23 protein-coding genes are annotated in these 25,968 nt (G+C 34.5%); 7 read left to right on the top strand and 16 right to left on the bottom strand.

Annotated elements, in window-relative coordinates; all coding sequences use genetic code 11:
• Positions 1-57 precede the first annotated feature (57 nt).
• The gene (locus ACSVH2_RS01980) at positions 58-1,053 is read left to right on the top strand and encodes an NAD(P)H-dependent glycerol-3-phosphate dehydrogenase (RefSeq protein ID WP_438091486.1); all 996 of its coding nucleotides are present in this window, start codon (positions 58-60) and stop codon (positions 1,051-1,053) included.
• Between the two features lie 223 nt (positions 1,054-1,276).
• Here ACSVH2_RS01980 and ACSVH2_RS01975 read toward each other — a convergent pair whose 3' ends face one another.
• The 11 genes from ACSVH2_RS01975 to ACSVH2_RS01925 form a co-directional block, all read right to left on the bottom strand.
• A complete protein-coding gene (locus ACSVH2_RS01975; protein ID WP_438091485.1) occupies positions 1,277-1,684 on the bottom strand; it encodes a hypothetical protein in 408 nt (135 codons plus the stop codon).
• Positions 1,685-1,763: 79 nt separating this feature from the next.
• On the bottom strand, positions 1,764-2,783 hold the full coding sequence (gene pheS / locus ACSVH2_RS01970; protein ID WP_438091484.1) for a phenylalanine--tRNA ligase subunit alpha: 1,020 nt from the start codon (positions 2,781-2,783) through the stop codon (positions 1,764-1,766).
• Between the two features lie 120 nt (positions 2,784-2,903).
• The gene (locus tag ACSVH2_RS01965) at positions 2,904-3,260 is read right to left on the bottom strand and encodes a hypothetical protein (RefSeq protein ID WP_438091483.1); all 357 of its coding nucleotides are present in this window, start codon (positions 3,258-3,260) and stop codon (positions 2,904-2,906) included.
• Positions 3,261-3,374: 114 nt separating this feature from the next.
• On the bottom strand, positions 3,375-4,121 hold the full coding sequence (locus ACSVH2_RS01960; RefSeq protein ID WP_438091482.1) for a tetratricopeptide repeat protein: 747 nt from the start codon (positions 4,119-4,121) through the stop codon (positions 3,375-3,377).
• A gap of 9 nt (positions 4,122-4,130) precedes the next feature.
• On the bottom strand, positions 4,131-5,897 hold the full coding sequence (locus ACSVH2_RS01955; protein WP_438091481.1) for a BatD family protein: 1,767 nt from the start codon (positions 5,895-5,897) through the stop codon (positions 4,131-4,133).
• Positions 5,898-5,928: 31 nt separating this feature from the next.
• The gene (locus tag ACSVH2_RS01950) at positions 5,929-6,675 is read right to left on the bottom strand and encodes a tetratricopeptide repeat protein (protein ID WP_438091480.1); all 747 of its coding nucleotides are present in this window, start codon (positions 6,673-6,675) and stop codon (positions 5,929-5,931) included.
• Positions 6,676-7,713 (bottom strand): VWA domain-containing protein, encoded by a 1,038-nt coding sequence (locus ACSVH2_RS01945; protein ID WP_438091479.1) that lies wholly within the window; start codon positions 7,711-7,713, stop codon positions 6,676-6,678.
• A gap of 7 nt (positions 7,714-7,720) precedes the next feature.
• Positions 7,721-8,725 (bottom strand): vWA domain-containing protein, encoded by a 1,005-nt coding sequence (locus ACSVH2_RS01940; RefSeq protein WP_438091478.1) that lies wholly within the window; start codon positions 8,723-8,725, stop codon positions 7,721-7,723.
• Positions 8,725-10,353 (bottom strand): hypothetical protein, encoded by a 1,629-nt coding sequence (locus ACSVH2_RS01935; protein WP_438091477.1) that lies wholly within the window; start codon positions 10,351-10,353, stop codon positions 8,725-8,727. The genes ACSVH2_RS01940 and ACSVH2_RS01935 overlap by 1 nt, the downstream gene beginning before the upstream one ends.
• A 49-nt stretch (positions 10,354-10,402) precedes the next feature.
• The gene (locus ACSVH2_RS01930) at positions 10,403-11,269 is read right to left on the bottom strand and encodes a DUF58 domain-containing protein (protein WP_438091476.1); all 867 of its coding nucleotides are present in this window, start codon (positions 11,267-11,269) and stop codon (positions 10,403-10,405) included.
• 77 nt (positions 11,270-11,346) lie between these two features.
• Complete coding sequence (locus ACSVH2_RS01925; RefSeq protein ID WP_438091475.1) at positions 11,347-12,351, bottom strand: AAA family ATPase; 1,005 nt, start codon at positions 12,349-12,351, stop codon at positions 11,347-11,349.
• A gap of 252 nt (positions 12,352-12,603) precedes the next feature.
• On the opposite strand from ACSVH2_RS01925, the gene ACSVH2_RS01920 reads away from it, so the two are divergent.
• From ACSVH2_RS01920 to ACSVH2_RS01900, 5 genes are all read left to right on the top strand, one after another.
• Positions 12,604-13,470 (top strand): aldo/keto reductase, encoded by an 867-nt coding sequence (locus ACSVH2_RS01920; RefSeq protein ID WP_438091474.1) that lies wholly within the window; start codon positions 12,604-12,606, stop codon positions 13,468-13,470.
• A 76-nt stretch (positions 13,471-13,546) separates the two neighbouring features.
• Positions 13,547-14,698 (top strand): ATP-binding protein, encoded by a 1,152-nt coding sequence (locus ACSVH2_RS01915; RefSeq protein WP_438091473.1) that lies wholly within the window; start codon positions 13,547-13,549, stop codon positions 14,696-14,698.
• The gene (locus ACSVH2_RS01910) at positions 14,691-15,419 is read left to right on the top strand and encodes a metallophosphoesterase family protein (protein WP_438091472.1); all 729 of its coding nucleotides are present in this window, start codon (positions 14,691-14,693) and stop codon (positions 15,417-15,419) included. The genes ACSVH2_RS01915 and ACSVH2_RS01910 overlap by 8 nt, the downstream gene beginning before the upstream one ends.
• Positions 15,420-15,458: 39 nt before the next feature.
• On the top strand, positions 15,459-15,953 hold the full coding sequence (locus tag ACSVH2_RS01905) for a DUF6646 family protein (protein ID WP_438091471.1): 495 nt from the start codon (positions 15,459-15,461) through the stop codon (positions 15,951-15,953).
• A 4-nt stretch (positions 15,954-15,957) separates the two neighbouring features.
• On the top strand, positions 15,958-16,533 hold the full coding sequence (locus tag ACSVH2_RS01900; RefSeq protein ID WP_438091470.1) for a PhnA domain-containing protein: 576 nt from the start codon (positions 15,958-15,960) through the stop codon (positions 16,531-16,533).
• Between the two features lie 123 nt (positions 16,534-16,656).
• Here the strand turns inward: ACSVH2_RS01900 and ACSVH2_RS01895 are convergent, their stop codons facing one another.
• The 5 genes from ACSVH2_RS01895 to ACSVH2_RS01875 form a co-directional block, all read right to left on the bottom strand.
• Entirely contained in the window at positions 16,657-17,652 is a 996-nt protein-coding gene (locus ACSVH2_RS01895; RefSeq protein WP_438091469.1) for a transporter, read from the bottom strand.
• Between the two features lie 14 nt (positions 17,653-17,666).
• Positions 17,667-19,466: an arylsulfatase gene (locus tag ACSVH2_RS01890; protein ID WP_438091468.1), complete on the bottom strand. Its 1,800-nt coding sequence runs from the start codon at positions 19,464-19,466 to the stop codon at positions 17,667-17,669.
• Positions 19,467-19,705: 239 nt separating this feature from the next.
• Positions 19,706-21,259 carry an L-piperidine-6-carboxylate dehydrogenase gene (amaB, locus tag ACSVH2_RS01885; RefSeq protein WP_438091467.1) on the bottom strand — a complete coding sequence of 518 codons (1,554 nt, stop codon included), beginning with the start codon at positions 21,257-21,259 and terminating at the stop codon, positions 19,706-19,708.
• Between the two features lie 51 nt (positions 21,260-21,310).
• Complete coding sequence (locus ACSVH2_RS01880; RefSeq protein ID WP_438091466.1) at positions 21,311-21,847, bottom strand: 3-hydroxyanthranilate 3,4-dioxygenase; 537 nt, start codon at positions 21,845-21,847, stop codon at positions 21,311-21,313.
• A gap of 66 nt (positions 21,848-21,913) precedes the next feature.
• Positions 21,914-23,023 carry an endonuclease/exonuclease/phosphatase family protein gene (locus tag ACSVH2_RS01875; protein WP_438091465.1) on the bottom strand — a complete coding sequence of 370 codons (1,110 nt, stop codon included), beginning with the start codon at positions 23,021-23,023 and terminating at the stop codon, positions 21,914-21,916.
• Positions 23,024-23,159: 136 nt separating this feature from the next.
• Between ACSVH2_RS01875 and ACSVH2_RS01870 the strand changes: the two genes are divergently transcribed.
• Positions 23,160-25,967 carry a carboxypeptidase-like regulatory domain-containing protein gene (locus tag ACSVH2_RS01870; protein WP_438091464.1) on the top strand — a complete coding sequence of 936 codons (2,808 nt, stop codon included), beginning with the start codon at positions 23,160-23,162 and terminating at the stop codon, positions 25,965-25,967.
• The last annotated feature ends 1 nt before the right edge of the window (position 25,968 follow it).

Raw genomic sequence — 25,968 nt, 5'->3', positions numbered from 1 at the left:
TTTCCAACTTTAAACCATCAAAAAATCAGTATTTTTGATTTCTCAAACAAACATACAATGAACGATTCCCCTAAGTTTGCAGTTATTGGCGGTGGAAGTTGGGCTACAGCAATTGCCAAAATGCTTTGCGTAAATTTACCCGAGATTGCCTGGTATATGCGAAATGAAGATGCCGTTGAGCATATCAAAACACATCATCATAATCCAAATTATTTAAGCTCAGTTGAATTTGATGTAAAAAAGTTAAAACTAACCTCAGACATTAATGAAGCGGTAGCTTATGCTGATTATCTCATTTTTGCCATTCCTTCGGCGTTTTTAAGTGCTGAATTAGCAAAACTTACAGAAAGCTTGAAAGACAAAGTAATTTTCTCTGCTATAAAAGGTATTGTTCCCGAAACATTCCTAATTGTTGGTGAACATTTCAATAAAAAATTTGATATTCCTTTTGAAAATATTGGTGTAATAACTGGTCCATGTCATGCAGAAGAAGTAGCTTTAGAACGACTTTCCTATTTAACAATTGCTTGTGGCGATTCAAATAAAGCAAAAATAATGGCCAAAGTATTGGCAGGAAATTATATCAAAACCAAAATTTCAGATGATATTATCGGAACCGAATATGCCGCGATGTTAAAAAATATTTATGCTATTGCTGCCGGAATTGCTCACGGATTGGGTTATGGAGATAACTTTCAATCCGTGATTATGAGTAATGCCATTCGTGAGATGAAAAAGTTCATTCGCAAAGTGCATAAGATGAAGCGAAATATTAATAATTCAGCTTATTTAGGCGATTTATTAGTAACGGGCTATTCTGTTTTTTCTAGAAATCGAATGTTTGGAAATATGATTGGAAAAGGATATACCGTTCAATCAGCACAAATGGAAATGAGCATGATTGCGGAAGGGTATTATGCCGTAAAAAGCGCGTATAAGTTAAACCAAGAATACAAAGCTAATACGCCCATTATTGATGCCGTTTATGCCATTTTGTATGAAGGGAAAGACGCAAAAGCGGTATTTAAGAAATTAACTGAGAAATTGGATTAAGATGAGTGAAAGGTGGAAATATCAGTTAAAAACAGGTGGGTTTTGGGGTTTGTTCATGACCATTTTCAGTGTTTTGTTTGAGCTTAATGAAAAATCTTTTTTGACACAAATAACTAACCCGAATTTTTTAATTAAAGTTACTGGATATATAGTTGTTGGAATTTTTGTTTTAGGGTATTTTAATTGGAAAGCTAAAATAAAAAAGGAACAAAACAATCAATAATCACCTAACAATTACACCATCTACAAATAAAATTGGGACTTCTTCCACATAATCAGGAGTGATGGATTGTGCTTTGAAAATGAATTTTTTATCATACAAAGTGCTACCTATGAAATACGTTACCATAAACTCGTTGTTCAAACGTAACACATCGTTTTCTAGTAATTCTATTTTTTCTACAGAAACAGCAGGAATTTTAAAGAAAGCGTGACGCAAGAGCGACGTTTTTTTCATTTCGCCATCTAGAGTGCCAAAAGCTTTGGAAACGACCATTACGCTCTCTAAATCATAGTCAGAATCGTTCACCAGATAAACATACCAAACCTTTTCCATAAAATCATCGCTCCATTCTTGAACGGCAGCAAGGAAAACGTTTTCTACTTTTGGGATTTGGATATCTTTTTTCATTATTTTAAGTGAAAAGGGTTTAGAAATAAGGGATAAGAAATTAGCTTTTAACTTTTCCCTTATCCCTTTTTAACCTTATCTATATACTCGATTTAAATTGCTCTAAGAAACGCACATCGTTTTCATAAAACATTCTAATATCTCCAATTTGATATAACAACATAGCTATTCTCTCAATTCCCATTCCAAAGGCAAAACCGTTGTACTCTTCTGGATTGATACCACAGTTTTTCAAAACATTTGGGTCAACCATTCCGCAACCCATGATTTCCAACCAACCTGTTCCTTTGGTAATTCTGTAATCGGTTTCGGTTTTTAATCCCCAATATATATCTACTTCAGCACTTGGTTCTGTAAAAGGGAAATAACTTGGACGTAATCGGATTTTGGATTTACCAAACATTTCTTTGGTAAAATATAAAAGTGTTTGCTTCAAATCGGCAAACGAAACATCTTTGTCAATATACAACCCTTCAACTTGGTGAAAAATACAATGTGAACGCGATGAAACCGCTTCATTACGGAAAACTCTACCTGGAGAAATTGTACGAATTGGAGGTTTGTTGTTTTCCATATAACGCACTTGCACTGATGAAGTATGCGTGCGCAATAACACATCAGGATTGGTTTGGATGAAAAAAGTATCCTGCATATCTCTTGCAGGATGATATTCGGGTAAGTTTAAGGCAGTGAAATTATGCCAATCGTCTTCAATTTCTGGACCTTCAGAAACGTTAAACCCGATGGTGGAAAAAATATCGATTATTTGATTTTTTACTAACGAAATAGGATGACGAGAACCAATAGTTACAGGTTCAGAAGGTCGCGTTAAATCGCCGTAAACACCAATACTTTCGACTTTACTTTCTAAAGATTCTAGAATGGTTTTTACTTTTTCCTCGCAAGTATTTTTAAGCGTATTAATCACTTGTCCAAATTCCTTTTTTTGGTCATTTGGCACGTTTTTAAATTCGGCAAACAAATCTTTTAGCAAGCCTTTGCTGCCCAAATATTTGATACGAAATTGCTCTAAATCGGCTGCGTTATCCGATTGAAAAGCATCGGCTTCGGCTATATATTCTTTAATCTTGTCTATCATGGTCATTTTTGTAAAGGTGCAAATTTAGGGAAAAGTTCTGATTTTTGAATGATGATTAGCGATTGCTGATAGCTGATTTAAAAAAAACTTCTAAAATCTTCCTTCGTTAATCTTAAATCATCAATCTATCACTTCTCTTTCTAGAAAATAATTTACAATTGCTTCTTTCATCAAAACCGATTGTTCCCCTGCTTTTAGCGGTGGCAATTCCTCTTTTACATTGTAATGAGGCCAACCTTCTTTATCTATATAATCAAATTCGTAGTAACCATAAGGTTCGAGTAAACGGCAAATGGCAATGTGCATCAGGTTGAGTTTTTCGTCTTTTTTGAAAGTTTGGTGTACTTTCCCCAATTCTTGTACTCCGATTAAATATATAATGGCGTCTAAATCCAAAATATCTCCTTCAGCAAACTGATTGGAAAGGATTTCAACGACTTTGTTCCAGCGGTTTTTTAATTGTTCGTCTCTTGACACGTGAATTATGATTGTTGATTAACGATTTAAGATTTTTGAAGGATTAAATCGATATCAAAATTAGTTTGCAAAGATAACGATACTGAACACTAATTACTGAACACTGAACATTAATTAATTCTTAATCTCCTTAATGGCACTTTCTTCAATCCAACCTGTAGTTTCATCAGTAAGAGCTACTTTTTTCCAATTGGCTATGCTTTCTAGAACGTACACTTTGGTTCCTTCGTGAAGCACAAAAGCATCGGTGCTTGAATTTTTTGGTTCGCTTTTTACAGGCGCAGTTTCTGCAAAAACGATGGCTGGTTTTTCATTTTCATTTCTACTTTTTTCATAAAATCCAGAAGCTGAACTTAGGAAAACTCCAAATAACCATAGGAACATTCCAAAAAAGAATATACGTTTCATAACTGTTCTTTGTGAAAAATAATAACCTGCAAAAAAAGCTAAAAACAAGAAGGCAAAAACCACCGCTATCCAAGCCCAAGTATCATAATAATATTTTGAGGTAAAATCGGCTAGGAGTTTGTCGAAACCTACTTTGGGAACGACTTTGATATCATCGATTGCCATTTTACGGGCAAAATCAAGATTTGTTTTTATTTCAGAATCATTTGGACTAAGCAATAATGCTTTTTCATAATTGTAAATGGCTGGTGCTACTTTATGTAATTTGTAATAGCAATTTCCCAAATTAAAATAGACTTCAGCCGATTGTTTTCCTGAGTTTATGATACTTTCAAAACTCGAAATCGCTGCTTGATAATTTTCTTTTTGGTAGTATTGATTACCTTGTTCAAAAGCAGTTTGTGCCCAAAATACTTTGGAAACGAATAATAATAATAGGAACATTTTTTTCATGATGGCGTATTATTTTATTTGCTTTTCTAATGCAGAAATTATAGTTACTGCTTTGTCAAAATCCTGCTGAATTGCCGTTTCAGATGATGGCGCATAACGGGCAAATTCGCAGTTTTCGGTTAGCATTATAAATTCAGAAATAGTATCTAATTGTGCATTTCTAGCTTGTAATATTTCGGATATTTTTTCTTTACTCATTTCTGAGGTTTCAATATGTATTTTAGCTTTCAAGAAATTGTGCATTGCTTTTTCAAGAGCAATGTAAAAAGGTTCTTTGTTGCCCAAATGTTTTTTGGCTTCCGATAAATATTTTTTGGCTAAAGCATTTGACTTTTTGATTTTGTTTCCAAAAACGTCATTGTCAGACGCTTCTTTACGTCGTTTCCCAATTATTAAAAATGGAATGGCTAAAAACGGTAAAAACACCAGTGAATAGAACAATCCCGAACCAATGAAATCTTCTTTTTCCATTGATTTCAATACGGTTTTTTGTTTGTTGTAGGCAAATGTTTTGGTAATTTCTACTTCGGTTTTTGTGGAAGCATTTGGATTTGTTTTTTCGGAACTCGCTATACTTGGTCCATCCATAACGTTGATTGTTACGGGTTGAGAAGTTATGGTTTTATAACTATTTGAGCTTAAATCAAAATAGGTAAATCGCAATGGTTTTATTTGATAATTGCCTTTATATTGAGGGATTATAGTGTATTTATCAGAAATTTTTCCAGTCATTCCGGTTAATGGTGTTGACACATTTTCATCATGCACTGGATCATACATCTCCAAAGCCGCAGGTAAAACTGGTTTTGGTAAGGTGAATAATTTTAGGTTTCCTGTTCCCGTTACACTTACATTTAAATCTAGTGATTCACCATTTTTCAAAACTGTTTTGGAGGGAATTACTTTAAAATCAAAACGTCCTACAGCACCCGAAAAATCTTCAGGTTTGCCAGACTCTGGTAACGGTTTAACATTAATAACTTTGCTTCCAGCTGAAACCCGTTTGTTATCTTCAGTCATCACAGCTTGTCCCCAAAAATTTCTTCTGTTGGTTGGAACTTGGCAATCAATATCCAATGTCAGCGGTTCGATTTCTAGCTTACCCGATTTTTGTGGATATAAAACCGTTTTTCGCAACACTACATAACGGTAACGTTCTCCTTTGAACATACCTTCTTGCGCTACGAGTTGTTTGATGTCGATATTTTGGCTCCAAAAGTCATTGTATTTGGGTTTATTTAGCTCACGCCAATTGGAAATTCCGATGTTAAAACTAAAATAGAGTTTGTAAACTACCGTAATTGGTTCGTTGAGATAAGGATTTGATTTTGATATATCGGCTACTAAATAAATGTTGTCGTCCGCACTGATAGCAGGCATTTCATTGGGATCTTTTGGCAATTCAACAGCATTAGTAACATTTATTTTAACGGGCATTGTTTTATATATCTGTCCATTAATTTCAATAGCTGCTTGTTTGATGGTTAAAGCGCCTTTTTGTGTTGGCAGTAAAATGTAGATATAGGATTTATTGAACGTACTTTTTCCGTTGATCCAAGATTGACTTACCGATTGACTTGGTCCGCCAACCACTTTAAAACCGCTTTGTTCAAAATTTGGTGGACTAAAATTATCGCCATCAGCATTCATGGTGAATTCTATTCGAAGTCTTTCATTTAACCCCAAAGTATTCTTACTCACTTTGGCCTCAAACTGAACTTGAGCCAAGAGAGAACTTCCAAATAATAGCAGCAGTAAAACAATTACTTTTTTCATAATTTCTTTTCAAATTGTTTATTCTAAAACATTACCAATCTTTTTCTGCTTTTTTAGGATTGGCTTGCACTTTTTGTTTATTTACCTTGTCCTGAACTTTTTTCTCTTCATTGTTCACAGCATCAAGTAAATTTTGTAATCTTTCTTTGGAAACGCCACCAGGTTGAGGTTGTGGCTTTCCTTGATTTTGGTCTTTGTTGTCTTTTTTATCGTTTTTCCCGTCTTGGTTGTCTTTTTCTTTTTGTTCTTTGTCTTTGTCCTTGTCTTTTCCTTTGTCTTTATCGTCTTTCTTTTTTTGGTCTTCTTTTTGATTTTTCTTGTCTTTGCCTTTATCGTCGTTTTTCTTTGGCGGATTTTCTTTCAGCATTTTTTTTGCCAAAGCATAGTTGTATCTTGTTTGCTCGTCTTCGGGATTATTTCGCAAGGCATTTTTATAGGCTTCAACTGCATTAGAATAATCTTTGTCTTTCATAAATGTATTTCCAATGTTGTGAAAGGCATTGTGTTTTTCATCTCTTTTTTTGGCCGTTTTTAATGCTTTCGCATAATGATATTTAGCTTCACTCGTTTGATTTTGTCTGTAAATAGCATTTCCTAAATTATAGGAAGCAATCGCTTTTTTCGGATTTTTAGATTCCGAAATTCGATATTCGGCTTCGGCATCATCGTATTTTTTTTCTTCAAAGGAGTCGTTTCCTTTTGGCAAATTTTTATCCTTTACTTGAGCATTTAATGCAAAAGAAAGCAAAATAAAACTATATAAAAGTATCTTTTTCATTTATTCTTTTTCGTTAAATAGGTTCATTTTCTTCACCCATTTTGTTTTTCTTTCCAAAAGGAAAATATCTAAAAATAAAAGGAAAAAACCAAAGCCCAAAAACCATTGAAATTGCGATTTAAAATCGGCCATTTGTGTGCTTTCAAATTCTGTTTTTTGAATATTATCCAACGCATTTTTTACATAATCCAAAACGGTTTTTGTTGAATTACCGTCTACATAGCCACCATTGGCACTTTTGGCAATTGTTTTTAAAACTTCTGCATTTCTTTTGGTGATTACCACTTCTTCGTTTTGGTCTCTTTGAAATGTTTCTACAACGCCATTTCTTTTTAATGGAATTGGTCCACCTTTTTCTGTTCCAACACCTATTGTTAGAATTTTTAAACCTAATTTTTTTGCTTCTTCAGCGGCATCTTGAGAACTTTCTGAATGGTCTTCACCGTCAGTAATGATGATGAGCAATTTATTCGTTTTGTCTTTTTTATCAATAAATGTAGTGGCTAAAGTAATGGCTTGGTCAATTGATGTTCCTTGTGCTGAAATCATACCGGGATTCATGCTTTGCAAAAACATTTTTGCCACACCATAATCAGATGTAATGGGTAAAACAGGAAATGCACTACCAGAATAGGCAATAATTCCTATTCGGTCACTGCCTAATTGATTGATAATTTGTGAAACCAGTTGTTTGCCTTTTTCCAATCTACTTGGTGCAACATCTTCTGCCAACATACTTTTTGAAACGTCAAGGGCAAAAATAATATCTATTCCTTCTCGTTTCACAGTTTCTAATTTGGTTCCCATTTTTGGATTTACCAATCCAATGATTAGAAAAGTTAACCCCAAAAGAATTACCACTAATTTTAAAACTTGTTTAAATACTGATTTCTCTGGGCTTAATTTTTTTAATAATTCTAAATCGCCAAATTCCTTTTGTTTTTTTCCTTTCCAATATTGTACATACAAGAAAAGCATTGCCAATATTGGAATGACAATCAAGAAATATAAATACCCTTTTTCTTCTAACTCGTACATAATTATTTTATATAAAACTTCTGTAAATAGTATTTCTTAAACCAAATTCTATTAAAACCAATCCTAATGCAAACCATACAAAGGGCCTGAATTTTTCTTCATAATCATAGAATTTTAATTCTTCGATTTCTGTTGTTTCTAGCTTATTGATTTCGTTGTATATAGATTCTAATTTATCATTACTATTGGCTCGGTAATATTTTCCGCCTGTATTTCGAGCAATCGCTTGCAATAAATTAACGTCAATTTCAACCGGCATCATTTTGAACAGAAAACCTCCATTTGGCGCATAAGCATAAGGAAACATGGCGTTTCCATTGGTTCCAATTCCAATGGTGTAAACCTTTATTCCGTATTCTTTAGCAATTTGCGAAGCCGTTTCAGGTTCAATAAATCCAGCATTGTTAACACCGTCTGTTAAGAGAATAATCACTTTACTTTTGGCCTTACTGTCTTTCAATCGATTTACGGCTGTAGTCAAACCCATTCCAATTCCAGTTCCATCTTGGATTACATTGTCATATTTTATGCTTTGTAACGCTTCTTGAACCACAGCTTTATCGCTTGTTACTGGAGTTTTTGTATAAGCTTCCGCAGCATAAACCACAATTCCAATTCTATCATTTGGTCTTCCTTCAACAAATGTTGCGGCTACTTTTTTTAGCGCTTCCATTCGGTTTGGTTTTAAATCTTTGGCAAGCATACTTCCCGAAACGTCCATCGCCATAACTATATCAATTCCTTTGGTCGATTTTGTTTGGCTGCTAATGTCCACTTTTCTTGGTCTTGCCATTGCGATTATTAATGAGCTTAAAGCTAATAATCGCAACACAAAAAGATAGGGTTTTAATTTAGCGGCTAATGATTTTTGTGCTTTAAAACCTTTTACTGAACTGATTTTTAAAGTTGCGGATTGGTGTTTTCTTTTCAAAAAATGCCAAACAATAGCTGCCGGAAGTAAAAGAAACAACCAGAAAAATTCAGGATTTAAAAAACTCACTTCTTTAAACATTATTGCGCTAATTTTAATTCAACTGAATTCAACATTCTTTCCCCAATTTGTTGCCCATATTTATCATCTTCTCGATGTAAAATTAGAATTTGTTGCAACCCATTATTTTGACCAAAAAGTAATAATTCGTAGTACATTTTTGTTGATTTGCCTTTAATTTTATCTAAAACGGTCATTGTGCCATAGGCCTTTTTTCCTTTGATGCCTTGTTGCGTATCAAAGTCTTCGGTTTTTACAATTATGTTTTGTGCGCCTTGACTTTCCAATGATTTTAGAAATGCTTCTGCTCCTTTATCCAAATCTAGTTGCACTTCTTGTTTGTAACTTAACGTAGAAACATTAATAAAAAAATCATCTAAAATACTTCCATATTCAAAAAGTTGCATGTCTTTGATTAGAGCTGCGGCATCTTTTGGAAGTGTTTTAGAAGCGTCCATTCTTTTCAAAACTTTTGGTGTTTCAATTTTTATACCCGGATTTCCGTATTCGCTATAAACCCATTCGCCTTCTGCTAATTCTTTGGTTGGATGACCAAGGAAGTTGTCTTTTACATAATCAAAACCTTTGAAATAAATTAGTCCCAAAACAAAAATCATCAGCATTCCCAGAACAACTCCAATGGTTGTAATTATTCTAACACGTTTCTGTTTTTTTAGTTTTTGTAAACGTGCTAATTCTTTTTGTTGTTCATTCCATTGTACTAACTCATCGTTCTCTTCTACAACTTCAGGAATTGATTTGTGAATGGTTACTATAGTGTTTGATATGCGTTTTTTATCCTCTTCAATTTCATAATCAAGAGGTTTTACTTTGGCAAATTTTACTAAATCGGCTTGTTTTAAAACCTTTTCAAGATTGTCTACGGTTTCGTTGGTAAGTTTTAGTTTCTTTTGCTTGGCAGCTTTTCGCAACCCTTCAATCAACTCCGAAGTGGTACTTTCCATAGCAGGAATGTGTATTTCTTCTTCAATATAATTTCTAGCAATATCTGTTAATTCCGAATAATAGCTTTTGATTTCGCCTTTCTGCCATAGCTCTTTACTTTCTAGTTGGAGTAACAATGTTGTGGCTTTTTCTATTGGTGTTTTGAAAACAATTTCGGCTGGTTTTTCCTGATTTTGTCTTTTCTTAATGAATTTGTAAACGTAATAGCCAATAACGCCAATAGCTATCAAAACTAAAAGATATATCCACCAATTTCCTAGCGGACTTTCAACAACAGCAATGTCTTTGATGTCGTACATTTTCTGTTTTAGGGTATCGACTTTTACATCATTTACTTCCACTTTTATGCTATCAGAAAAGGAAGGTTTGCCGTTGATTAAAATAGGGATTCTTGGAATGGTATATTTTCCACTATCAAATTGAGTTAATCCATATTTTTTTATCAGTTCATAGCGAGCGCCATTTCTAACGGTGTCTATTTTATAAGATTGGATTACTTCTAAAGCACCAAAAAACTTCGCATTAGGAAATTTTACTTTGGAAAAAGTATCAACATCTGTTTTTAAAGTCAGTTTGAATTCTGCCCCAATTTTCTTCTTGGTAGAATCAATAGACGTCGTTACTTTTTGAGCAAAAAGCGAGGTTGATAATAGAAGAAATAATATGTATAATTTAATTTTCATTTGCTTTAATTCTAACCCTTTCAGGGTTCAAAACCCTGAAAGGGTTTGCTTAGCGTGATTTAAAATAACTTAATAATTTTGTCACATAACTTTCGTCAACACGTGTATTTACAGTTCCTGAGCCACATTTTGAAAAAATGTCCTTAAAATAATTTACTTTGTTTTGGTATTCTTTTTCGTAACTCAAACGCGCTTTTTTGGAACTCGTATTGACTACCAATATCTCACCGGTTTCTGCATCTTCCATTTCGACCATTCCAATGTTTGGTATTTTTTCTTCGCGAATATCATATACTCGAATTCCGGTTACATCGTGTTTTTTAGAAGCAATTTTCAATGTTTTCTCATAATCGTCTTCGACCATAAAATCTGAAATTACAAACACTATCGCTTTCTTTTTTTGTGTTCCCGATAAAAATTTCAAAGCTTGCGACAAATCGGTTTTGTTACTTTTCGGTTGAAATTCTATTAGTTCACGAATGATTCGCAATACATGAGATTTTCCTTTTTTGGGTGGAATGTATAATTCGATTTGGTCCGAAAATAATATCAAACCAATTTTATCATTGTTTTGCGTGGCAGAAAAAGCCATTGTTGCGGCTATTTCAGTAACAATTTCACTTTTCAACTGGTTTTTGGTTCCAAAACTTTCTGAACCCGAAATATCTACCATCAACATCATGGTTAATTCGCGTTCTTCTTCAAAAACTTTTACATGTGCTTCATTATAACGCGCGGTTACGTTCCAATCGATGGCACGAATATCATCGCCATATTGGTATTGACGCACTTCTGAGAAAGTCATTCCACGACCTTTAAAGGAAGTATGATATTCGCCCGAGAAGATATGATCACTCAATCTACGAGTTTTGATTTCTATTTTTCGAACTTTTTTGAGAAGGTCTTTTGTTTCCATTGGATTGTTGATTGTTGATTAACGATTGTTGATTTCAGATCTTAAATCTAAAATCAGCCATCAAAAATCTAAAATCTTTAAGGTACTTCAATTTCATTTACAATTTTGTTGATGATGTCAACGGAAGTAATGTTTTCGGCTTCGGCTTCATAAGTAATTCCTATTCTGTGACGCAATACATCATGAACCACGGCACGAACATCTTCTGGAATTACATAACCACGACGTTTGATAAACGCATAGCATTTGGCAGCATTGGCTAAATTGATACTTCCACGAGGCGAAGCACCAAAACCAATTAGTGGTTTCAAACTTTCTAATTTGTATTTTTCAGGGAAACGTGTGGCAAAAACGATATCCAAAATATATTTTTCAATTTTTTCATCCATATACACTTCTCGAACCGCTTCTTGAGCGCGGAGAATTTGGTCTACAGAAACAACTTGGTTTACTTTTTCGTAAGCGCCTTTTAAATTTTGACGAATAACCATTCGCTCTTCATCCATTTTTGGATAATCAATCACGGTTTTTAGCATAAAACGGTCTACTTGCGCTTCTGGTAAAGGATATGTTCCTTCTTGCTCAATAGGGTTTTGAGTGGCAAGAACTAAAAAGGGCTTATCTAATTTGAAAGTAGTATCGCCAATAGTTACTTGTTTTTCCTGCATCGCTTCCAAAAGTGCTGATTGTACTTTGGCTGGAGCACGATTTATCTCATCGGCAAGAACGAAATTGGCGAAAATTGGTCCTTTTTTTATGGAAAATTCGTTGGCTTTAATGTTGTAAATCATTGTTCCTACAACATCGGCAGGCAATAAATCGGGCGTAAACTGAATACGACTGAAACTTCCGTGAACTGCTTGCGATAAAGTGTTTATGGCTAAAGTTTTTGCCAAACCCGGAACTCCTTCAAGAAGAATATGTCCTTGACCCAAAAGCCCAATTAATAAACGTTCAATCATGTGTTTTTGACCGACGATTACTTTATTCATTTCCATAGTCAATAAATCGATAAAAGCACTTTCTCTTTCGATTTTTTCATTGATTGCTCTTATGTCAATAGCAGTACTATTTTCTTCCATAATTTTATTTTTACGATGTACAATTAAGTTCAAAATTTTAACATTTCAAAAATCAAAATTTAATCCCTTAGAAGATGTTAATAATCCGTTAAAACTTTATAAAACATCCTAATTTTAAGGATGATTTATGATTTTCTTTTTATAATTTTAAGACCGAAATTGATTTTGCGCTTTTTTCTAAAATAAAGAGTATTTCTCTCAAAAATTCAAAATCTAAAAACACCAGAAATTCACCATTAAAAAAACAACAAAATGCAAACAAAACTTTCACCTATAATTGCCGGAACGATGAACTGGGGAATGTGGGATAAAAAATTGAATACTTACGAAATGGCTCACATAATTAATGTGTGTGTTGAGAATAAAATAACCACTTTTGACCATGCTGATATTTATGGAAATTACACTACCGAAGCCGATTTTGGAAAAGCGTTTGTCCAAAGTAAAATAGCAAGAGAAAAAATACAGTTCGTTTCAAAATGTGGTATTCAGAATATAGGTGCACGAAATAATACCATCAAGCATTATGATTATTCAAAAAACTACATCATTTGGTCGGTGGAAAATTCACTAAAGAACTTGCAAACCGATTTTTTAGATGTTTTGCTTTTACATCGTCCAAGCCCATTGATGGTAGCAGATGAAATTGCAGAAGCAGTGGAAAAATTAAAAAAAGAAGGTAAAATTATTGATTTTGGAGTATCGAATTTTACAGCATCTCAAACCGAACTACTTCGTCAAAAAACCGAAATTAGTTATAACCAAGTGCAGTTTTCAGCAACTCATCATGAACCGATGTTGGACGGCAGTTTTGATTACATGCAATTGCACAATATTCGTCCCATGTCGTGGAATCCATTGGGAACCGTTTTTAGAGAAGACATTGAACAAACACGTCGCTTGAAAAAACTATTAGTTCAGTTGGTTGAAAAATACCATTTAGGATCTGATACTATTTTATTGGCTTGGATTTTAAAACATCCGTCAAAAGTAATTCCTGTGGCAGGAACAGTAAATATTGCCCGAATTCAATCGTTGATGAAAGCAGTAGAATTAAATTTGGAACAAGTAGATTGGTTCGCTATTTGGACAGAAAGTATGGGTAATAAAGTGCCTTAAATTTACGAGGTTAGAGGTATGAAGTACGAAGTTATTGCTTTACTTCGTATTTTGTACTTCGTAAATCGTACTTATTATGATAAACAAACGTCTTCTCATCAAAAACTTACTGGCTCACAATGATGAGTGTAGTTTTTATGATAAGAAACGGCAATTGAATTTACATTCTAAGGAAGGCAAAGCCAAGTTTTTGAAACACATTTGTGCCTTGTCAAATTCTAATCCTTCTAATAATTCCTATATTGTTGTGGGTGTTGAAGATCAAGACAATGAAATTGTGGGCGATGATTTTTTTGACGATAGCCGAATACAGAATTTGGTGAATGCTTATCTAGAAAATCCTCCAAAAATACAATATGAAAACGTGCCATTTCCTAATTTGCCTAAAGACAGAGTAGTAGGTTTGGTATCTATTAAACCCAAACACAAGACTTCCTATTTTAAGAAAAACATCCATACCATTTTAGCAAAAACAGTTTTTGTTAGAGTTGGAAGTAATTCGATGCCTACCGAAGATAAAATTCCGCATTCCAAACAAAATATTGAAACGGTAATCAGTATTGAAAACAATTCTCGAAACAGCATTGCTTATACACTCGATGGCGTTATTGATTTTATGAATAATCGCCACAAAGACATGACTTCAAAATACAAGGTTTTTAAAGAACTTTTTGTGATTTGTTGGGCAGGAACACCCAAAAAAATAAGAGAAACAACTTATCTTTCCCGAGTTGATATTGAATTGATAAACGAGCAAGTAAAATTATTTTATTCTGCTCAAGATGTTGTGACCATTAGTTATGACGATGAAAGCTTTACTATCGTTGAACATATTCCGCTTGGGTTGAATGACAAAACAAGTTATTATCCATTAGAAAAAGTAACGATACATTTTTTTGATAATGGATATTATAAAATGGAAACCCAAATGCTATTTGAACCGCCAGCATTTAACAAAAAAATGTTGCATCATATTTATAATTCAAATATTGCATTGCTCAAAAAAATGGAAAAAGGATTTCCAATTTCTGAAAGAGAAGAAAAAGATTTGGAGAATTTATCCTCTACTTTGATGATTTGTTATCTCAACGGATTTGACGACGCCAAACAAAAATTAATAGAAGCAAAACCTTTTTTAAAAGTGCATAAGAGTCCAACGGTTTATTCTAGTTTTAAAGAAGCAATGCGAGTTTTAAGAAAAATGAAATACAACAATAACAATGCATAGAAAATTAGTAATTGGCGACATTCACGGCGGATTAAGAGCATTGCATCAAATCATGGATAGAGCCAAAGTAACGACAGATGACACTTTGATTTTCCTAGGAGATTATGTTGACGGTTGGAGCGAATCGCCTCAGGTTTTGGATTTTTTAATAGATAAAAGCAAAAAACAAGAATGTATTTTCATTCGAGGAAATCATGATCAACTATTATTACAATGGTTGGATGAAAGTAAAGATAACCTACAATGGTATCAACATGGAGGTGAGTCAACCGTTTTGGCCTATTCAAAAGTTAATTCTGCAACGAAACAAAAACACATTTCTTTTCTAAGAAATTTACAAAACTATTATCTCGATGAGCACAACCGTTTGTTTATTCATGCCGGTTTTACAAATTTGAATGGAATAGAATATGAATATTTTCCAAGACTATTTTATTGGGATAGAACGCTTTGGGAAACTGCTTTGGCATTGGACACATCAATTCCTAGAGATAGTTTTTTATACCCAAAACGATTAAAATTATACAAGGAAATATACATTGGCCATACTCCAGTCACTAAAATTGAACAAACCATTCCAATTCAAAAAGCATGTGTTTGGAATATAGATACTGGCGCAGCTTTCAATGGACCATTAACTATTTTGGATATTGACACCAAAGAGTTTTGGCAAAGCGAGCCTTTAAACGAGTTGTATTTTAATGAAAAAGGCAGAAATTGAATTTAATAGTTACTTTTGCAAAAATTTAATATTAAAAAAATGAAAAAGGTAATTACAATTTTGGCTATTGTTATAGCAAGTTATGCAAATGCACAAGCTTACAAAGGGAAAGGTGATATTAAATTCCAAGTGGGTTTAAACGCCCAAGACGGCGGAACAGGAATTAACCTTTCTACTGATTTTGGTATTGGTGAAAACATGTCTTATGGATTTGTTGCTTCCTATTTACTTTCAGTTAATGAACCAACTGGAACTAGTGCAAGTTTTGAAGACAGAGCCGATGCAAAAGTTCGTTTTAATGCTAACTTGGGAAGCGTTTTAAAATTTGACAAAGCCATGGATATTTATCCAGGATTGAATTTGGGAACTAGAAATTTTGGAGCACATCTTGGTTTTAGATATTTCTTTTCGGAAGGATTTGGTTTATATGCTGAAGGCGGAATTCCTATAGCAAAATACGACAGTAACATTCAAGGATTTGATGAATATAACAACCAATTTGTATTCCAAATTGGGGCATCTTTTAATTTATAGTAAAGTGAGTATAGTTACCGAGAAAAGATTAAAAGACAGAAGCGGTTCCAAATGTGAAATCAGTGGAAGCGAGGAAAATTTAGTGGTGTATTTAGTATCACCAAAAACAGAAGCTATTCCTGAGAATTGTATATTAATTACAAAATCATTAAAAGATCAGATAGAAAATCCAGAAACTACCAATGCTAATGATTGGCGAGGGTTAAGCGATAGTATGTGGAATGAAAATTTGCCTGTACAAATTGTATCTTGGAGAATGTTGGCGCGTTTAAAAAATCATGATTTATTAGAAATGATGTATCTAGAAGAAGACGCTTTAGAATGGGCAAAAGCAACAGGAGAAGATCAAGATGATGAAGGCAAAATCATTCACAAAGACAGCAATGGAAATATTTTGTTTGATGGTGACTCGGTGGTTTTAATCAAAGATTTGGATGTAAAAGGAGCCAATTTCACTGCAAAACGTGGAGCAGCAGTTCATAACATTAAATTAGTTTTTGACAACGCCGAACAAATTGAAGGAAGAGTTGAAGGACAACATATTGTTATTTTGACACAATATGTTAAGAAAACGAAGTAATATAACTTTAACCAAAATAAAAAAGTCCCTATAATTTAGGGACTTTTTTGTCAATATTCTTTTCTCTTTGTTCTGTTTTCTTAGATTATAAATCAAATTCCCATTGATAAATTTCCTTTATTATTATTTTCCACTTAAACGATTCATTCCTTCGATTAACGAGTGCCATCCGTAAATAAGTGTAACTCGAAAACTATCCATTTTTAAATCTGTGGTATTGTTATCATCTACAGTTGATGAATAGGAAAGGTTTAATTGCATATTATCATTTATATGATAACCTAATGTGCCACCAACTCCAACGTTGCTCAATTGATTTCCTTCAACTCCATCAATCGTTGCTTTTCCGCCACTGTATGAAATCACATCCAATGAACCCCAAAGACGCTCCATAAAATCTCGAGTAAGATGCCCTTCTAATTGAAACATGGGTTCGGTTTGCATTGTTTTGCCAACATAATCTGTATTGTCAGAAAAAAGCCAAACAGCTGGTAAAAATTCCAAAGTGGTTCGTTTTCCTGGAACCCAAGGACCAATTTGCCAAACTATAGGTGTTCCAATTCTTCCGTACCAACGATTTTGGCCTAAGTTGATAGGAACAGAACTATCATATTCTCCTATCGGAACGGCTAAAGAGGCCAAAACATCCAAAGAAAATTTAGGTTGGTAACGAATTGCATCAGGGATATTCATCTGAGGCTTTGCACCTATTAAATTTACAGTTAACATTAACATAGGATCTCCAAAACCTCTCGCTGTCATGCTGTAGTCTAAACCATTTAAGGATACATCACTAGACAATCTTCCCATTGGCATAATTACCGAAACCATTGCAGATCGTTTAAAAAGAGGCAACATTTTTGCATATCCTGCCATTGTCATTGTTGCTTCAAAGGTAGAACCAGGAATAACAAATCGAGAAGGATCAAATGGGTTTGAATTGCCGCTCATTGATGAAGCAATTACAGGAACTCCATTCGTTCCCATTAGATTTTTCCAATAAAAACGAGCGCCGTCTCCTTGTGCCATAGTGGAAATCGATACACAAAGCATGACTATAACCAGTGCTATCGAAAAATTATTAGTACGCATGTTTACAAACTTTATATAGTTTTTCATGATTATATTTTTCTTTAGTTTTTCTTTATTTCTTTAGGATCGGCCATCATGTCTGCAGGCGGAACGAATTGTCTGATATAATTAAGCGGAGGATAACCATCCTGAACAGGAACCCTTGGCGGTAATTGATCTTCCAATGTTTCAAACAAAGTACGATCGGGCAGTATCACATTGTTTTCCTTCGCATACTTATCCCAAAGTACCAGCATTTCTTTTAACTTATCAGGGTTTTGGGCTGCTAAGTCATTTCTTTCGCCTGGATCTTGAGTGAGGTTAAATAATTCCCAATCCGACTTACCAACTGGTTTGATCTCCCAGCGTATTTTCCAGTCGCCTTGTCTTAAAGCGCGATTGCCGAAAACTTCCCAAGCGATGTAATCTTTATCCGTACGAGGAGAATCGGCTTGCCCATTCAGTACAGGAAGCCAGGATTTACCCGCTAATTTGGGTTGCGTCTTGCCGTTAAAGGTTTCGGGATATTTTGCGCCAGCAACTTCAAGCAGGGTCGGCAAAATGTCGGCCACGAACATAGTGCCATGGTTGATGCTGCCCTTTGGTAATTTGTTTATTGGACCACTTACTACCAATGCATTCCTTATTCCGCCCTCGGCTGTCCAGCCTTTGTATTGACTAAAAGGTGTCATAGAAACCTGTGCCCAGGGAGCACCATAACCAACGTAAGAGTTCGGTTCTCCCCAAGCATTGATATTATTGTTAGACCATTTTGTGGCAAAATATAGGTAATTGAGTGTGCCGGGTGTGCCACCTATCATGGCGCCCAGATCGGAGCCTTCTGCACCGTTGTCACCAAAAACTATAAAGATGGTGTTTTCATACTCTCCTATTTCTTTCAGATGGTCAATTAATCTTCCAATATGATAATCCACATTTTCAACTAAACCGGCATAGAGCTCCATTTTCCTGCCCATCACGGCGCGGGTTGCAGGTGCCAGAATGGAGGGTTCAGGAACGTACCACATCCGCTCTGCGAGTTGGGTATTTTCTGGAATGATGCCGAGTTCCTTTTGTTTTTTCAGTCTTTCTTTTCTGACCATGTCCCAACCTTTGTCATACTCACCCACATGGCGGTTTCTCCAATTTTTTGGCAGATGGTATGGATCGTGAGGCGCCTGATGAGACATATACGCGAAGAAGGGTTTACCATCTTTTTTTCCCTCATCAATGAAATTGATCAGCTTATCCGTATAAGTTTCAGTGGCATAATAGTTTTTAGGTAGTTTAGTCAGGTATTTTCCATCTTCTGTAAACACTGAAGTATGATTGAGTGCTGTCATATTGGTCATGTCCCAATAGCTACCCATTCCATCAAGGAGAGTAAAATCCCTTTCAAAGCCACGAGCGGCAGGAATCTTATCAGGTGCTTTACCCAAGTGCCACTTGCCAACCATATAAGTGTGATAGCCTGCATCTTTCAATAATTGAGGCATAGTTACCAAGCTAGTGCTCACATTCCCTTCATACCCTTCTTTCCCCATCTGGTTGGGCGCTGTCCACTCATCCATGGCACCTAAACCATTGATGTGCGTATCTTGCCCCGTTAATAGCATAGACCTTGTGGGAGAGCAACTGGCCTGTGTGTAGTAATTGGTGAAGCGTGTTCCATTAGCAGCCAATGCATCTAAGTTGGGCGTTTTTATTTCACTTCCAAACATTCCCATATCCGAATAACCCATGTCATCTGCAAGAATAATAACGATGTTTGGTTTCTTGCCTTCGGTTTTTGAAGGAGATTGAGCAAAAGCATAATGAACTGTCAAAAACAGTATCGGTGTGATAAGAAGTTTTCTACTCATACTAATTGGTATTTAAAGTTATTAAAGGAAAAAGGAACTTGAATTTTTAATACAGATTACTTATTGTTACGATGGTATTAATTCATACAAATTTATATATTTTCACAAATAAATATTAAAATCAAGTTTAATTTATTTTAAATAGAGTTAATTTATAACAATCCAAAATAACAACTAAAAAGCCCTGCACAATATTACAAATAGTGCAGGGCTTATTTTTCCTATATGTTTTTTAAAATTTACAAATCAAATTTGATTCCTTGTGCTAACGGTAAACTCGTGGTATAATTGATCGTATTTGTTTGTCTTCTCATATACACTTTCCAGGCATCAGAACCACTTTCTCTTCCACCACCAGTTTCTTTTTCACCACCAAAAGCACCACCAATTTCAGCTCCAGAAGTTCCAATGTTTACATTGGCAATTCCACAATCAGAACCAGCAACAGATAAAAAGGCTTCGGCTTCACGCAAATTGTTAGTCATAATGGCTGAAGACAATCCTTGAGCTACGCCATTTTGAATAGCAATCGCATCATGCACATCACCAGAATATTTTAGTAAATATAAAACAGGCGCAAAAGTTTCATGCTGCACAATTTCGAATGAATTGTCTGCTTCAGCGATAGCTGGTTTTACATAACAACCACTTTCGTAACCTGTTCCAGATAGTACGCCACCTTCAACTAATATTTTTCCACCTTCAGCAACCACTTTTTCTAATGCTTTGTTGTACATTTCTACGGCATGTGTATCGATAAGTGGTCCAACGTGATTGTTTTGATCTAATGGATTTCCAATTTTTAATTGACCATAAGCCGAAACGATTGCATCACGTACTTTATCATAAATACTTTCGTGGATAATTAATCGTCGTGTTGAAGTACAACGTTGACCTGCAGTTCCAACCGCGCCAAAAACCGCTCCGATTACGGTCATTTTAATATCAGCATCTGGGGTTACAATAATAGCATTGTTTCCACCTAATTCTAATAATGATTTTCCTAAACGAGCGGCAACAGTTTGTGCTACAATTTTACCCATTCGAGTGGAACCTGTTGCGGAAATTAGCGGTACTCTTTTATCGGAAGTTAATAATTCTCCAATTTTATAATCGCCATTGATTAAACAAGAAATTCCTTCTGGAAGGTTGTTTTCTTTCAATACTTCGGCGATGATATTTTGACATGCAATACCACACAAAGGTGTTTTTTCGGATGGTTTCCAAACGCAAACATCACCACAAATCCATGCTAATGCGGTGTTCCAAGCCCAAACAGCTACTGGAAAATTGAATGCCGAAATAATCCCGACAATTCCAAGCGGATGATATTGCTCATACATTCTGTGTCCAGGACGTTCGGAATGCATTGTTAAACCATGCAATTGTCGGGAAAGACCAACAGCAAAATCACAGATGTCTATCATTTCCTGAACTTCTCCATAACCTTCTTGTAACGATTTCCCCATTTCATAAGAAACTAATTTTCCAAGAGCTTCTTTGTTCTTGCGTAATTTTTCTCCAAACTGACGCACAATTTCACCACGTTGAGGTGCAGGCATTAGTTTAAAGATTTTAAAAGCTTCCGTTGCGGTTTGCATTACTTTTTCGTAATCAGCAGCGGTTGTAGTTTTTACTTTTCCAATAAGTTGTCCGTCTACTGGAGAGTAACTTTCTAAGATATCTCCGCTAGAAAAATGATTATTTCCAGTTGATGTTCCTTCGTTTACGGCTTTTACACCTAATACTTCTAGTGCTTCGGTCATACCGAATTGTTGCGCAATTGTTGACATTATAGTTGTTTTTTTATTTTAAATTTTAGCAAAAGTAAATGATTTTCGGTATTATTTAGTCACAAATCTCGGGTCAGAATCCATTACAGTACCACAAGCTGTACATGTTCTTAATGTTTCTGAATTGTAAAAATGGTTGAAGTGTTTTAAAAAATCATTTTCTATATCATGAAGTTCAAAATAGACTTCATATAATTTGTGATTGCAGTTTTCGCAGTACCAAAGTAAGCCGTCGGGTATGTTCTTGCCTTCTCTTTTTCGTTCCACTACTAAACCTATCGAATTTTCGGTTCGAGATGGAGAATGCGGCACTTTTGCAGGCAATAAAAACAGGTCGCCAGCGGAAAGTTTCATGGCTTTTTTTACGCCATCTTCTTGTATGTAAACGGTTATTTCGCCTTCGAGTTGATAGAATAATTCTTCGGTTTCGTTATAATGGAAATCCTTACGTGCGTTTGGACCAGCAACAATCATTACTATATAATCTCCAGAATTTACATAAAGATTTTTATTTCCAACAGGCGGTTTTAGTAGATGACGGTTTTCGTCTATCCATTTATTGAGATTGAAAGGTGCTGCAATAGCCATAAAATATTTTTTTACGAAATTACTAAAATAAAAAAGGTTAGCGTTAACTAACCTTTTATTCTATTATTATTTTATTTCTTTTAGCAGATAAATGTATACTGGGAAGTGGTCGCTAAACCCAATTTCATTCATGCCATGTCTTAAAGGATATCCTTTGTATTGCCCCGTTGTTTGTATCATGTAGGGTTTGTTATAAATACCAGCTTTCCAATATTCAAAAGAAGAATAATCATTCTTAACTAACGCTTCTGAAACCATGATTTGGTCAAAAATATCTCCTGCGTCACGATAGAATAAGGTAGCATTTCCTTTATAAAACATTTCTTCAAAAGGGTTGTAAATGTCAAATTGTTTCAGTTCTTCTTTTTTTCGTTTGGCGCCGATACCTTCTTTCACACTTTTGTTATAACTCCCATCATTCAAATCACCCATAGTGATTATTTTAGCATTTGGATTTATTTTGTAAATTGAATCCATAATTTGTCTGTTTAATCTTCCTGCGGCTTCTCTAAAAGGAGAACTTTTCTTTTCACCACCAGAACGAGAAGGCCAGTGATTAACTATAATGTTAATTTCTTCACCATCAAGAAAACCTGTAACTAATAGTTGATCACGGGTGTAAACTCGGTCTAAGTCCTTATCAATTTCTGATTTATCATCGGATGCATCATCCGTTACATTTTTATCTTTTGCAGAAGTTTTTAGTTGGTTTTTATATATCAATAAAGGAATGTTTTTGTAGCTCGTGGGTTTAAAATGACTTTTTTGATATAACAATGCCACGTCAATACCTCTTTTATCAGGCGAATCGAAATGTACAATTCCATATCCTTTATTTATTAGCGCTGGTTCTTTAACCAAATCTTCAAGAACGCCTCTGTTTTCAATTTCGCAACCGCCAATAAGTGTTGGGGAATTATTAGGATTATCTGTAGTTCCAATTTCAGAAATTACTCTGGCTAAATTGTGTAATTTTTTCTTATATTTTTTTGAAGTCCAGTTCTGAGCACCATTTGGCAACCACTCTTCATCATTGTTAGCTTGGTTTATGGTATCAAATAAATTTTCAAAATTGTAGAAAGCAACAGTATGCACAATGTATTTTTTTGCCTGCGCATTTGCACTAAAAATTGCGAAAAAAACAAAGCAAAGGGTAATAAAGTTTTTAATTCTCATAAAATGTATATTAATTTAATGTCAAGTTTTTTACAAACTTCGAGCCAAAAGTAGATAATATTATTAAAATATGTACATTTGTCGGCTTTAAGTTTTTATTAAGACTTAGCTAATAAAAATTAACATTATTTTATTTATGAAAAAACTTGTTATTAGTACTTTGTTTGTAATGCAAACTCTTTTTCTTTTTGCACAATCAAATACAGGATTTACAGGAAGAGTTTTAGACGCAAAGACACAAAAACCTCTTCAAAATGTTGTTGCAATAATCCAAAACACCAACTTAAAAACCCTTACAGATTTTAATGGTGCATTTACATTTTCAGATTCGCCAGCAGGCAATCAGTCACTACAAATTAAAAGTTTTGGTTATAAAGATTTGCTTATAGCTGTTGAAGTTGTTGAAGGTAAAATGCTTGATTTAGGTGTGGTAGTAATGGAAGAAGATGTTACTGCGGAACAACAGTTGAGTTTAATTACCATTACAGAAAATGATTTAGGTGATGATAATAGTGGCTCAGAAAGTACAGCTGGTTTATTACAAGCTTCAAGAGATGCATTTCAACAAGCGGCAGCTTTCAACTGGGGGCAATCTCGTTTTAGAGTTCGTGGTTTAGATAACGAATATGGAACAACCATGATTAATGGTGTTGTTGTTAATAAAATATATGACGGTAGAACACAATGGGGAAATTGGGGTGGATTAAATGACGCCACAAGAAACCAAGAGTTTACAGCAGGTACAGCGCCATCAGACTATACTTTTGGAGGAATTTTAGGAACTCAACAAATTTATACCAGAGCATCTATATATAGAAAAGGAACCAGAATATCTTTTTCGTCAACCAATACCAATTACAGTTGGAGAAACATGATCACTCATGCTTCTGGTATGGGAACAAACGGTTGGGCTTTTGTAGTTTCCGCTTCTGGACGTTGGGCAAAAGAAGGATATTTTGAAGGAACAGATTATGGCGCAAGATCATTATTTGCTAGTGTTGAAAAGAAATTAGGGGAACAACACTCTTTAAACTTTACTTCTATCTATGCTGAAAATAGCCGTGGTAGAAATTCTCCTAATACTAATGAAGTTACTGAATTGGCTGGAGTAAAATACAACTCTTATTGGGGATGGCAAGATGGTAAGAAAAGAAATTCTAGAGATAGAGATGTTGCCGAGCCAATATTAATGTTAACAGATTATTGGAAAATATCAGATAAAACAAATTTAAACACCACTGTAGCATACCAATTTGGTAAAATAGGTAATAGTCGTATTGACAATCAAGGTGCTGATAATCCTGATCCAACCTATTACAGAAATCTTCCTAGTTATTACACGTCTGCCTATAATCCTGATGACTACACTGATTTTCAAGGAGACGATCCAGCAAACGTTGCTAACGGAATACTTGCTAGAGACAACTTTTTAGCGAACAAACAAATCAACTGGAATGCTTTGTACCAAGCCAATCAAACTTCTGATGGTCACAGTGCTTACATATTATATGAAGACAGAACAGATGATAAAGTTTGGACTGCCAACACCATTTTAAATTCTCAACTAGCAGATAATATCAATATGAATGCTGCGGTTAATTTTAAAAAGTTAAAATCTCATAATTTTGCCAATTTATTGGATTTATTAGGTGGACAATTTTACCAAGATTATGACAACTTCCAATCGGGTTCTGAACAACAATCTGATTTAAATAATCCAAATAGAAATGTTGGGGTAGGTGATACTTTTGCCTACAATTATAATTTATTGGCCAATACTATTGATGCGTTTACACAATTTAAATTCACTTATAGAAAAGTTGACTTTTATGTAGCACAAACCTATGTTAGAACACAATATCAAAGAGAAGGATTATACAAAAATGGATTGTATCCAACCAACTCATTCGGGAAAAGTGATAAATACAATTTTGAAAACTTTGGTTTCAAAGGAGGATTAACCTATAAAATTACCGGAAAGCAATTTCTTGCTTTTAACTCAGCATACATGACTAAAGCACCTTCTTTGAGAAATGTTTTTCCTAACGCAAGGTTAAATGACAATATACCAGCTGGACTTGAATCAGAAAATGTTACTAGTGCTGATGCAAGTTACATCATCAAAGCACCAAGATTCAAATCAAGATTAACGGCTTATTATTCTAATATTAAAAATGCAACCGAAACTTCTTTCTTCTTTGGGGAAGGTATTTTTGAAGATGATAATGGTGATGGTGGAGATGCTTTTGTGGCAGAAACCGTTACAAATATTGAAAAACAAAATATCGGTTTAGAATTAGGAATGGAATACCAAATAACTTCTACTATTAAATTAATGCTGTCAGGAGCTTATGGAGAATATACTTATAACGACAATCCTAACGTTACTTTGAATAATGATAATTTAGCTTCAGATACCAATACTAATCCAGTAACGGATTTTGGAATAGCAAAATTAAAAGGATACAGAGTGTCAGGTGGACCACAAACAGCTGCTTCTTTTGGAATGGAATATAGAGATCCAAAATTCTGGTGGGTTGGTGCGAATATAAATTATCTGGCTGACAACTATATTGATGTTTCGTCTTTATTAAGAACAGATAATTTCTTTAGAAACCCTCAAGATTTAGAAGGATTAGGATTTCCTGAAGCTACGCCTGAGAGAGCAAGTGAATTATTGAAACAAGAAAAATTTGATGATTTCATGCTGTTAAACTTAACAGGAGGAAAATCATGGAAAATCAAAAATACTACCTTTGGTTTCTTTGCATCGATAAACAACTTGCTTGATGTTGTATACAAAACGGGTGGTTTTGAACAAACAAGAAATGCTAACTTTAGAGAAGTAAATCAAGATGTATCAAGTGGTACTCCTGCATTTGCGCCAAAATATTTCTACGGATTTGGTAGAACATATTTTGTAAATTTGTATATTAATTTATAAA

This window comes from Flavobacterium sp. RSB2_4_14 (assembly GCF_051547085.1).
Lineage (GTDB): Bacteria > Bacteroidota > Bacteroidia > Flavobacteriales > Flavobacteriaceae > Flavobacterium.
This window is presented reverse-complemented; position numbering and strand designations above follow the sequence as displayed.

Bases quoted from the DNA above. Each gene is read 5' to 3' on its own strand.
- ACSVH2_RS01980 (WP_438091486.1), top strand. From the start codon at position 58: ATGAACGATTCCCCTAAGTTTGCAGTTATTGGCGGTGGAAGTTGGGCT.
- ACSVH2_RS01975 (WP_438091485.1), bottom strand. From the start codon at position 1,684: ATGAAAAAAGATATCCAAATCCCAAAAGTAGAAAACGTTTTCCTTGCT.
- pheS (WP_438091484.1), bottom strand. From the start codon at position 2,783: ATGATAGACAAGATTAAAGAATATATAGCCGAAGCCGATGCTTTTCAA.
- ACSVH2_RS01960 (WP_438091482.1), bottom strand. From the start codon at position 4,121: ATGAAAAAAATGTTCCTATTATTATTATTCGTTTCCAAAGTATTTTGG.
- ACSVH2_RS01955 (WP_438091481.1), bottom strand. From the start codon at position 5,897: ATGAAAAAAGTAATTGTTTTACTGCTGCTATTATTTGGAAGTTCTCTC.
- ACSVH2_RS01950 (WP_438091480.1), bottom strand. From the start codon at position 6,675: ATGAAAAAGATACTTTTATATAGTTTTATTTTGCTTTCTTTTGCATTA.
- ACSVH2_RS01945 (WP_438091479.1), bottom strand. From the start codon at position 7,713: ATGTACGAGTTAGAAGAAAAAGGGTATTTATATTTCTTGATTGTCATT.
- ACSVH2_RS01940 (WP_438091478.1), bottom strand. From the start codon at position 8,725: ATGTTTAAAGAAGTGAGTTTTTTAAATCCTGAATTTTTCTGGTTGTTT.
- ACSVH2_RS01935 (WP_438091477.1), bottom strand. From the start codon at position 10,353: ATGAAAATTAAATTATACATATTATTTCTTCTATTATCAACCTCGCTT.
- ACSVH2_RS01930 (WP_438091476.1), bottom strand. From the start codon at position 11,269: ATGGAAACAAAAGACCTTCTCAAAAAAGTTCGAAAAATAGAAATCAAA.
- ACSVH2_RS01925 (WP_438091475.1), bottom strand. From the start codon at position 12,351: ATGGAAGAAAATAGTACTGCTATTGACATAAGAGCAATCAATGAAAAA.
- ACSVH2_RS01920 (WP_438091474.1), top strand. From the start codon at position 12,604: ATGCAAACAAAACTTTCACCTATAATTGCCGGAACGATGAACTGGGGA.
- ACSVH2_RS01915 (WP_438091473.1), top strand. From the start codon at position 13,547: ATGATAAACAAACGTCTTCTCATCAAAAACTTACTGGCTCACAATGAT.
- ACSVH2_RS01910 (WP_438091472.1), top strand. From the start codon at position 14,691: ATGCATAGAAAATTAGTAATTGGCGACATTCACGGCGGATTAAGAGCA.
- ACSVH2_RS01905 (WP_438091471.1), top strand. From the start codon at position 15,459: ATGAAAAAGGTAATTACAATTTTGGCTATTGTTATAGCAAGTTATGCA.
- ACSVH2_RS01895 (WP_438091469.1), bottom strand. From the start codon at position 17,652: ATGAAAAACTATATAAAGTTTGTAAACATGCGTACTAATAATTTTTCG.
- ACSVH2_RS01890 (WP_438091468.1), bottom strand. From the start codon at position 19,466: ATGAGTAGAAAACTTCTTATCACACCGATACTGTTTTTGACAGTTCAT.
- amaB (WP_438091467.1), bottom strand. From the start codon at position 21,259: ATGTCAACAATTGCGCAACAATTCGGTATGACCGAAGCACTAGAAGTA.
- ACSVH2_RS01880 (WP_438091466.1), bottom strand. From the start codon at position 21,847: ATGGCTATTGCAGCACCTTTCAATCTCAATAAATGGATAGACGAAAAC.
- ACSVH2_RS01875 (WP_438091465.1), bottom strand. From the start codon at position 23,023: ATGAGAATTAAAAACTTTATTACCCTTTGCTTTGTTTTTTTCGCAATT.
- ACSVH2_RS01870 (WP_438091464.1), top strand. From the start codon at position 23,160: ATGAAAAAACTTGTTATTAGTACTTTGTTTGTAATGCAAACTCTTTTT.